General features: G+C 67.7%; 10 protein-coding genes. 8 read left to right on the top strand and 2 right to left on the bottom strand.

Features of this window, described 5'->3' with window-relative positions; all coding sequences use genetic code 11:
* The first annotated feature begins 24 nt into the window (after window positions 1-24).
* The 8 genes from WDJ57_RS18095 (at window position 25) to WDJ57_RS18060 (ending at window position 6,599) form a co-directional block, all read left to right on the top strand.
* Complete coding sequence (locus WDJ57_RS18095) at window positions 25-1,476, top strand: ATPase domain-containing protein (RefSeq protein ID WP_338902344.1); 1,452 nt, start codon at window positions 25-27, stop codon at window positions 1,474-1,476.
* 118 nt (window positions 1,477-1,594) lie between these two features.
* The gene (locus WDJ57_RS18090) at window positions 1,595-1,795 is read left to right on the top strand and encodes a hypothetical protein (protein WP_338902343.1); all 201 of its coding nucleotides are present in this window, start codon (window positions 1,595-1,597) and stop codon (window positions 1,793-1,795) included.
* A gap of 86 nt (window positions 1,796-1,881) precedes the next feature.
* Window positions 1,882-2,370 (top strand): 50S ribosomal protein L11, encoded by a 489-nt coding sequence (locus WDJ57_RS18085; protein ID WP_338902341.1) that lies wholly within the window; start codon window positions 1,882-1,884, stop codon window positions 2,368-2,370.
* 362 nt (window positions 2,371-2,732) lie between these two features.
* Window positions 2,733-3,371, top strand: a complete 639-nt coding sequence (locus tag WDJ57_RS18080; RefSeq protein WP_338902340.1) for a 50S ribosomal protein L1 — start codon at window positions 2,733-2,735, stop codon at window positions 3,369-3,371.
* A gap of 1 nt (window position 3,372) precedes the next feature.
* On the top strand, window positions 3,373-4,425 hold the full coding sequence (locus WDJ57_RS18075; protein ID WP_338902339.1) for a 50S ribosomal protein L10: 1,053 nt from the start codon (window positions 3,373-3,375) through the stop codon (window positions 4,423-4,425).
* A gap of 2 nt (window positions 4,426-4,427) precedes the next feature.
* Window positions 4,428-4,775: a 50S ribosomal protein P1 gene (gene rpl12p, locus WDJ57_RS18070; protein ID WP_338902338.1), complete on the top strand. Its 348-nt coding sequence runs from the start codon at window positions 4,428-4,430 to the stop codon at window positions 4,773-4,775.
* A gap of 152 nt (window positions 4,776-4,927) precedes the next feature.
* Window positions 4,928-5,314, top strand: a complete 387-nt coding sequence (locus WDJ57_RS18065) for a HalOD1 output domain-containing protein (protein ID WP_338902337.1) — start codon at window positions 4,928-4,930, stop codon at window positions 5,312-5,314.
* Between the two features lie 46 nt (window positions 5,315-5,360).
* Entirely contained in the window at window positions 5,361-6,599 is a 1,239-nt protein-coding gene (locus WDJ57_RS18060) for a tripartite tricarboxylate transporter permease (protein WP_338902336.1), read from the top strand.
* A gap of 15 nt (window positions 6,600-6,614) precedes the next feature.
* Here WDJ57_RS18060 and WDJ57_RS18055 read toward each other — a convergent pair whose 3' ends face one another.
* Both WDJ57_RS18055 and cysS read right to left on the bottom strand, forming a co-directional pair.
* Window positions 6,615-7,010: a spore germination protein GerW family protein gene (locus WDJ57_RS18055; protein ID WP_338902335.1), complete on the bottom strand. Its 396-nt coding sequence runs from the start codon at window positions 7,008-7,010 to the stop codon at window positions 6,615-6,617.
* A 120-nt stretch (window positions 7,011-7,130) separates the two neighbouring features.
* On the bottom strand, window positions 7,131-8,621 hold the full coding sequence (cysS, locus tag WDJ57_RS18050; protein ID WP_338902334.1) for a cysteine--tRNA ligase: 1,491 nt from the start codon (window positions 8,619-8,621) through the stop codon (window positions 7,131-7,133).
* Between the last annotated feature and the right edge of the window lie 96 nt (window positions 8,622-8,717).

The raw sequence follows: 8,717 nt of genomic DNA, 5'->3' as shown, positions 1-8,717 counted from the left end.
GTGGTCGGATTCACACGGGAGAGTATGACTTCCGAGCCGGCGCGGCTCTCGACCGGTATCGACGGGCTGGACAGCATCCTGCACGGGGGACTCATCGAGGAGCGCAGCTACATGGTCCGCGGCCCGCCCGGGGCCGGCAAGACCATCCTCGGCTTTCACTTCCTGCTCGCCGGCGTCGAACGGGGCGAGCGGGTACTGTTCATCAACCTCGAAGAGGACCTCGACGACCTGAAAGCCAACGCGGCGTCGCTGGGGTTCGAAACCGACGACGTCGACTTCCTCGACCTCAGCCCCTCCGCGGACGTGTTCACCGAAGACGAGTCCTACGACGTCTTCCCCACCGCGGAGGTGGAACAGCAGCCGCTCACCGAGGAAATCGTCGAGCGCGTGCGTGCGGTCGAGCCAGAACGGGTCGTCGTCGACCCGCTGACGCAACTGCGCTATCTCACGAGCGGCGAGTACCAGTTCCGCAAGCAGGTCGTCGGCTTCATGCGCTTTCTGCAGGACCAGGGCGCGACTGTCCTGTTCACCACGCAGGAGACCGACGCAGTGCCGACCGACGACCTGCAGTTCATCAGCGACGGTGCGGTGGCCTTCGACATCGGGTCCGACGGGCAGTTCGTCAGCGTGCCGAAGTTCCGGGGGTCGCCGACCCGGTCGGGACAGCACACCTTCCGCATCGACGACGCGGGGATGCACGTCTACCCCGAGCTCCAGCCCAGCGACTACGCCGCCGAGTACGCGCTCGAACCGCTCCCCACCGGCGTGCCGGAGGTGGACGACCTGCTACACGGGGGCATCGAACGCGGCACGACCACCATCATCAGCGGCCCGACGGGAGTCGGCAAGACGACGCTGGGGACCCAGTTCACGAGCGCGGCCGCCGACCGCGGCGAGCGGTCGGTCATCTACCTCTTCGAGGAGAACGAAGACACGTTCCTCGCACGGTCGGAGGCCGTCGGCATCCCCGTGGCCGAGATGGTCGAACGGGGAACCCTCCACGTCGAGGAGGTCGACGCGCTGGAACAGTCGCCACAGGAGTTCGCCGAGTCCGTCCGCGACGAGGTGGCGACCAACGGGACGAGCATCGTGATGGTCGACGGCGTCGCCGGCTATCGGCTCACGCTACAGGGCCGGGAGTCACAGACGAACAAGCACCTCCACGCGCTGGGGAAGTACCTGAACAACGTCGGCGTCGCGACCATCCTGGTCGACGAGACGGCCGAGTTCCACAGTGATTTCCGTGCCACCAGCGAGAACATCAGCTACCTCGCCGACAACGTCGTCTTCCTGCGCCACCTCGAACTCCAGGGTGAACTCACGAAGGCGATCGGTATTCTCAAGAAGCGAACCAGCGACTTCGAGCGCACCCTCCGCCCGTACGGGATTACGAGCGACGGAATCGAGGTCGGCGAACCGCTGACTGACCTCAGGGGAATCATGACCGGAACGCCGGAAATCCGCGACCAGAAGTGAGCAACGGGCGGTCCCCGCCGTGAGGCTATCGCGCCGGGACCAGACGGGACACGAGGGAGGTCGACACGGCGGAGCGCGTTTCGACACACTAATGTCACGAGAACAATCACACATGATAATGACAGAAGTGGCCCGTCTGCGTGACAGCACGCAGATACTGCTCCCGCCGGGAGCGCTCGATGGTCTCCGCGAGGAACTCGAATCGCGGTTCGTCGTGACCATCACGCGAGAGGCGGACGGGGTCCGCATCATCGGCAGTCCCGTCGTCATCAAGGACGTCAGCGGGTATCTCGCCCGCAACGGCGTCACGCTCGCGTGAGGGACGGCGGTCAGGGGACTCTGTGTCGGTGTGACGGACGGGCCGCGAAAAGCAATCCTTAAAACTGCACGAACGGATGTGCGGATATGGCTGATACTATCGAAGTGCTCGTTCCCGGTGGGCAGGCCAACCCCGGCCCACCGCTCGGTCCGGAACTCGGCCCGACCCCCGTCGACGTACAGGCAGTCGTCCAGGAGATAAACGACCAGACCGCGGCGTTCGACGGCACGGAAGTGCCCGTCACCGTCACCTACGAGGAGGACGGCTCCTTCGAGATCGAGGTCGGCGTCCCGCCGACGGCCGAACTCATCAAGGACGAGGCCGGTTTCGAGACGGGCAGCGGCGAACCCCAGGAGGACTTCGTCGCGGACCTGACCGTCGACCAGGTCAAGCAGATTGCCGATCAGAAGCAGACCGACCTGCTGTCCTACGACCTCAAGAACGCCGCGAAGGAGATCGTCGGGACCTGCACGTCGCTGGGCGTCACCATCGAGGGCGAGAACCCCCGCGAGTTCAAGAAGAAGATCGACGCCGGCGAGTACGACGACGTCTTCGCCGAAGAAGCAGCCGCGTAGGCTGTTTCGAGGCGAAAACTCGACAATCGAGCACCGCGAGATTTTCGGTGTCTTCGCTGAGGAAGCCGCCGCGTAAGCGCGGCCGCCGAAGCACAAGCAGGTCGGCCGCTGCACACGCTCGACCCGGCCACCACGACGTTCTGTTGACCCTCGCCGGACAGCCCCAGCCACGGTTGTCCTGGCCGCCCGGACCGGCGTTTGCGAACGGCTACCATTCGCCCGTTACCGCCGGTCTACGGGGGATTCGCCGCTGGCGCGGGTTCGACGGTTTTAAGTTTCACTTCGGCGTGTGGTCGGACGAGACAGGCGCAGGCCTGTTTCACTGACCCGTAGGAGCCGCAGGCGCACTACGGAGGTGAACAATGGCAGATCAGGAGATAGAGGAGGCAGTATCTCGCGCACTCGACGAGGCCCCGCCACGGAACTTCCGTGAGACGGTGGACCTCGCGATCAACTTGCGTGATCTTGACCTCAACGATCCATCGAACAGGGTAGACGAGAGTATCGTGCTGCCCGAAGGTACAGGACAGGAGACGTCCATTGTGGTGTTCGCGGAGGGCGAAACCGCGGTCCGTGCCAGGGAGGTTGCCGACGACGTTCTCGACGGCGACGACCTGGCGGACCTCGGTGACGACGACGACGCCGCGAAGGACCTCGCAGAGGCGACGGACTTCTTCATCGCGGAGGAGAACATGATGCAGAACATCGGGCGCTACCTCGGGACCGTTCTCGGTCCGCGCGGGAAGATGCCCGACCCGCTCAGCCCCGACGACGACGTCGTCGATGTGGTCGAGCGGCTGAAGAACTCCGTCCAGCTCCGCAGCGGCGACCGGCGAACGTTCCACACGCGCGTCGGCGCGGAGGACATGTCCGCAGAAGAGATCGCGGACAACATCGACGTCATCCTTCGCCGTCTCCACGCGGACCTGGAGAAGGGACCGATGAACATCGACAACGTGTTCGTGAAGACGACGATGGGCCCGGCCGTGGAGGTGGCCTGAGATGAGCGCGGAGAGTGAACGCAAAACCGAGACGATTCCGGAGTGGAAGCGCGAGGAGGTCGACGCAATCGTCGACTTCCTCGACGCCTACGACAGCGTCGGCGTCGTGGACATCACCGGCATTCCCAGCCAGCAGCTGCAGGACATGCGCCGGAACCTCCACGGGACCGCCGAACTGCGCGTCTCCCGGAACACGCTGCTCGTGCGCGCACTCGACTGGGCCGACGAGGGCCTGGAGGACCTGACCGACTACGTCAGCGGCCAGGTCGGCCTCATCGGCACCAACGACAACCCCTTCAGCCTCTACCAGGAGCTGGAGGCCTCGAAGACCTCTGCACCCATCAACGCCGGCGAGGTCGCCCCCAACGACGTCGTGATTCCGGAGGGCGACACCGGCGTCGACCCCGGTCCGTTCGTCGGGGAACTGCAGGCCGTCGGCGCGAACGCGCGCATCCAGGAGGGCTCCATCCAGGTGCTCGAGGACTCGACCGTGCTCGACGCCGGCGAGGAGGTCGACGCGGACCTCGCGAACGTGCTGGCCGAACTGGGCATCGAGCCCAAGGAAGTCGGGCTCGACCTGCGCTCCGTCTTCGGCGACGGCGTGCTGTTCGAACCCGAGGACCTGGAACTGGACATCGACGCCTACCGGGACGACATCTCCGCCGCGGCCGGCCGCGGCCGGAACCTCGCCATCAACGCGAGCTTCCCGACGACGGCGACGGTCCCGGCGCTGCTGGCCAAGGCCAGCGGCGAGGCCAAGAACCTCGGCATCTACGCGGCCATCGAGGATCCGGACGTCATGCCGGACCTCGTCCGCAAGGCCGACTCGCAGGTCCGTGCCCTCGCGGGACAGATAGACGACGAGGACGCTCTGCCGGAGGAACTCCAGGACGTCGCGGCAGAACAGGCAGCGCCTGAGACCGCAGACGCGGACGAATCGACTGACGAGCAAGAGGACGAAGCCGAGCCCGAACCCGCCGACGACGACGAAGACGACGAAGACGAGGACGAAGGCGACGCGGGCGACGCACTCGGCGACATGTTCGGAGACTAACAATGGAATACGTATACGCAGCACTCATCCTGAACGAATCGGGCGAAGAACTCAACGAAGACAACCTGACCAACGTGCTCGACGCCGCGGGCGTCGACGTGGAGGAGTCCCGGGTCAAGGCGCTCGTCGCCGCGCTCGAGGACGTCGACATCGACGAGGCCGTCGAGGAGGCCACCGCGGTGCCGGCCACGACCGGCGGCGCTGCGGCCCCTGCAGCGGGCGACGACGACGAAGGCGGCGAAGAAGAGGAAGCAGCCGAGGAAGAGGAAGCAGCCGAAGAAGAGGAAGCAGGCGACGACGACGAGGACGAGGGCGACGCAGGCGAAGGCCTCGGCGAGCTGTTCGGTTAAAACACACACTTTCTTTCGGCGCAGCGACACCCAGCGACGGCTCCGGAGTGCGGATACCATCGGACTACGTGCCAGTCGATTTCCGGCTCCTCAAGCCTGGATAAACAGTTCTAGCGCCAGACTCAAGTGAGTCTCATGGGTAGCCAGAGTCGATGGAATCTGCGCAACTGACGGTGTACTGCGAATCGGCCGTCGTACACGAGGCGCGGTACGACCCCGACAGCAACGCCTCGCCTGTCGAAGCGGTCGCCGAAGCCGTTGCGACCGCACAGGGAACCGACCCGATGGACCTCCCGCCGCTGTACGACTACATCGACGTGCAGGCGGTGAATCGCCTGATAGGCGGGCGAGACACGCGAATCGTCGGTGAAACGGTCCTCGCGTTCACCGTCGAGACGTGGAACGTACTGATCCGGAGCGACGGCCACATCAGGGTGCTCGACCCCGAGCAAACGGCGGAGCCGGCACGCCCCTTCGAGGGCGCGAACCGACTGGAAAACGAGCCCGAGCGGGGCCACAGCCCGGCAACGGACGACTGATTCTACCCCGAAGGTTCAAGTACGAATCGCCGGCCACCATGGCGCGATGGACGTCTGGAGCGCCAGCCTCGCGTTCGGTCCCGGCCGGACAGCGCTGGCGCTGGCCTTCGTCGCCAGCGGCGTCGCGCTGGGGACCGTCAGCGGACTCACGCCGGGACTGCACGCCAACAACTTCGCCCTCCTGCTGGCGGCCGTCGCTCCCTCGGTCCCAGGCCCGCGGCGGTACGTCGGTGCGGCGATGCTCGCCGCGGGCGTCGTCCACACGTTCCTCGACGTCGTGCCCGCGCTGGCGCTGGGCGTCCCCGACCCCGCCATGGCCGCCAGTGCGCTCCCGGGGCATCGACTGGTGCTCCGTGGCCGGGGCCGCGAGGCGCTTCGCCTCTCCGCGCTCGGGAGCGCCCTTGCCGTCGCATTCGCCGTGCCGCTCGCGCTGCCGGTGACGGCGGCGATGGAGCGGGCGTATCCAGTCGTCAGCGACCATCTCTCCCTCGTACTCGGTAGCGTCGCCGTCCTGCTCGTCGTGACGGAGCGGACGACGTGGGCGCAGGTTGGCGCGACGCTCGCGCTCGCCGGGAGCGGGGCGCTCGGCATCCTCGCACTGGACCTGCCGGCGGAGGGCGTCCTGCCGGCCGGGGAGATGCTCGCGCCGCTTTTCGCGGGGCTGTTCGGCGCGCCCGTGCTGGTCGAGGCAGTCGGCGGCGAGGGCGTCCCGCCGCAGGCCGACGGGACAGTCACGACGTCGCGGCGCTTCGTGGCCAGCGTCGCACTCGTCGGGACGCTGGCCGGGGCAGTGGTCGGCTACCTCCCCGGCATCTCCAGCGCCATCGCCGCCACCGGTGCCCTCGTGGTCCTGCCGGCCCGTGGCCCGCGGGCGTTCCTCGTGGCGACCAGCGGCGTCAACACAGCCAACACGATCTTTGCGCTGTTCGCGCTGGTCGCACTCGGGAATCCCCGCACCGGCGTCCTGGTCGCGCTGGAAGACGCCGGTGTGCCGGTCGTGCTCCCGCTCCTGCTGGCGAGCGTCGCCATCGCCGCCGCGGCGGGGTTCGCGCTCGTGCTCGCGGTCGGGGACCGCTACCTGGCCGCGGTGGGGAGCGCCGACAACACGCGCCTGTCGGTCGGCGTCCTCGGCGTGCTCGCGTTGCTCTCTGTCGCCATCGCCGGCGCCCTCGGACTCGTCGTCTTCACGGTCAGCACGCTCGTCGGACTCGTTCCCGGCCGCTACGGGGCCAAGCGGGCGAACCTGATGGGCGTCCTGCTGGTCCCGCTGGCACTCGGCATCTGACGGGGTGTGGACGGACTACTCGCCGCGGGTGCGGCGGCCGAGCAGGAGACCCAGGACGAGGCCGACGCCGACGGCGAGCGCCGTCCGTCGCCAGTCGGTAAAGCGGACGAACCGCGTCTCCGCGTCGGTCACTTCGAGGACTCCCAGAGGGCGGGCGTCGACGCCGCCGCCGACACCGCCGCCCTCGCCACCCTCGCCGTCCTCGTCGCCGTCGCCGCTCCCGAATCCCCCGCCGAAGCCGTAGGCGACCCGCGCGACCGGCACGAGCGTCCGTCCCTCGGCGGTTATCGGGTCGCCGAACACGCGGTCGACGCTCGCACTGTCCTGGATGCGCTCGACGAGGTGCTCGACCGGTGCGAACGAACCGGTCGGTGTCGTCTCCGCGTCGGAGTGGGTGGAATCGGATGACATGATAGTTGGTGTGGCGGCGCGCCGCGTGGAGGCGACCGCGAGGCGCGCCTTTCTGCCAGTGAAACTACGGGATGCGTTCGCTTAAACCTAGAATACGGTCCGGCAACCGCTACGGTCCACTCACTCGAACCGGAACGTCGCGCCGTCGTCGGTGTCCTGCACCTCGACGCCCAGCGCCTCCAGTTCGTCGCGGAGTTCGTCCGCCCGCTCGTAGTTGCCGGCCGCGCGCTCGCGTTCGCGGACCGAGAGCACGAGTTCCACCAGGTCCTCGGCGACGGCCACCTCGCCACCGCCGCCGCTGTCGCCGAGCGTCAGACCGAAGATGCCACCGGCGAACTCCTCCAGCGTCTCGACGGCCATCCGGAGCCCGCGGTAGTCGTACTCGTCGCGGGCGTCGACGTGGGCGTTCACGGCGGAGACGAGTCCCTCCAGCGCCGCCAGCGCGCGGCGGGTGTTGAAGTCGTCGTTCATCGCGGCGGCAAAGTCCTCGTGGGTGGCGTCGACGGCCGCCCGGAGGTCCTCGTCGTGGACTTTCGTCCGGGCGTCGACGCTGTCGCAGGCCTCGACGGCGCGCTCGTACCCGCGCTCGATGCCGTCCCAGCGCTCGACGGCCTCGTTCATCGTCGCCCGGCTGTAGACCGCCTCGTTGTGGTAGGCCGTCGACAGCAGGAACGTCCGGACGGCGTCGGCACCGTAGGTGTCGATGGCCTCGGCGACGGTCTCGAAGTTGCCCAGCGAGGAGGACATCTTCTCGTCGTCGGCGGCGTCGAGCAGGCGGACGTGCAGCCAGTAGCGGGCGAAGGTCTGCCCCGTCGCGGCCTCGCTCTGGGCGATTTCGTTCTCGTGGTGGGGGAAGACGAGGTCCTGGCCGCCGACGTGGATGTCGATGGTCTCGTCGAGGTGGGCCATGCTCATCGCGGAGCACTCGATGTGCCAGCCGGGCCGTCCCTCGCCCCACGGCGAGTCCCACGTCTCGGCCGTCTCGACGGCCTCGTCGGCGGGCGCGGCCCCCTCGTGCTGGTGGTCGGCAATCTCCTCGGGGGCGACGCCGTCGGCCTTCCAGAGGGCAAAGTCGGCTGGGTTGCGCTTCTCGGCGCGCTCGCGCTCCTCGCCCTGGGCGTCGAGTTCCTCGACGTTCTGGTTGGAGAGTTTCCCGTAGTCGTCGAAGGCAGTCACGTCGAAGTACACCGAGCCGCTGGACTCGTAGGCGTAGCCCTTCTCGACGAGGGTCTCCACGAGGTCGACGATTTCGGGGACGTGCTCGGAGACGCGCGGATAGACGTCGGCACGCTGCAGGTTCAGCGAGCGCATGTCGGCGATGACGTCGCGGATGTACGAGCGGGCGACGTCGGCCTCGCTGTCGCCGGCCTCGCCCACGCGGGCGACGATTTTCTCGTTGACGTCGGTGAAGTTCTCGACGTGGCGGACGTCGTAGCCGAGGTGTTCGAGCCAGCGGTGCATCACGTCGACGTGGACCCACCCGCGGGCGTGGCCGAGGTGGGCGGGGTCCGACGTCGTCAGCCCGCAGTAGTACAGCAGCACGGACTCGGGGTCGGCCGGCTCGAAGGGTTCCCGCTCGCCCGAGAGCGAGTTCGTCACGCGTAGCGTCATTGGCGAAAGGTACACGGGCCACCGTTTCAACTCTGCGGTCCCGCGAGCGCAGTTGCAGAGTCGGCAACTACGATTCCAGTTTTAAATACGCCGGGG

This window comes from Salinibaculum sp. SYNS191 (assembly GCF_037338445.1).
Taxonomy (GTDB): domain Archaea; phylum Halobacteriota; class Halobacteria; order Halobacteriales; family Haloarculaceae; genus Salinibaculum; species Salinibaculum marinum.
Note: the sequence above shows the minus strand (reverse complement) of the source record. Positions and strands in the feature narration are given on the sequence as shown.

Excerpts from the sequence above, each read along its gene's own strand:
- WDJ57_RS18095 (WP_338902344.1), top strand. The coding sequence starts at position 25 with ATGACTTCCGAGCCGGCGCGGCTCTCGACCGGTATCGACGGGCTGGAC.
- WDJ57_RS18090 (WP_338902343.1), top strand. The coding sequence starts at position 1,595 with ATGACAGAAGTGGCCCGTCTGCGTGACAGCACGCAGATACTGCTCCCG.
- WDJ57_RS18085 (WP_338902341.1), top strand. The coding sequence starts at position 1,882 with ATGGCTGATACTATCGAAGTGCTCGTTCCCGGTGGGCAGGCCAACCCC.
- WDJ57_RS18080 (WP_338902340.1), top strand. The coding sequence starts at position 2,733 with ATGGCAGATCAGGAGATAGAGGAGGCAGTATCTCGCGCACTCGACGAG.
- WDJ57_RS18075 (WP_338902339.1), top strand. The coding sequence starts at position 3,373 with ATGAGCGCGGAGAGTGAACGCAAAACCGAGACGATTCCGGAGTGGAAG.
- rpl12p (WP_338902338.1), top strand. The coding sequence starts at position 4,428 with ATGGAATACGTATACGCAGCACTCATCCTGAACGAATCGGGCGAAGAA.
- WDJ57_RS18065 (WP_338902337.1), top strand. The coding sequence starts at position 4,928 with ATGGAATCTGCGCAACTGACGGTGTACTGCGAATCGGCCGTCGTACAC.
- WDJ57_RS18060 (WP_338902336.1), top strand. The coding sequence starts at position 5,361 with ATGGACGTCTGGAGCGCCAGCCTCGCGTTCGGTCCCGGCCGGACAGCG.
- WDJ57_RS18055 (WP_338902335.1), bottom strand. The coding sequence starts at position 7,010 with ATGTCATCCGATTCCACCCACTCCGACGCGGAGACGACACCGACCGGT.
- cysS (WP_338902334.1), bottom strand. The coding sequence starts at position 8,621 with ATGACGCTACGCGTGACGAACTCGCTCTCGGGCGAGCGGGAACCCTTC.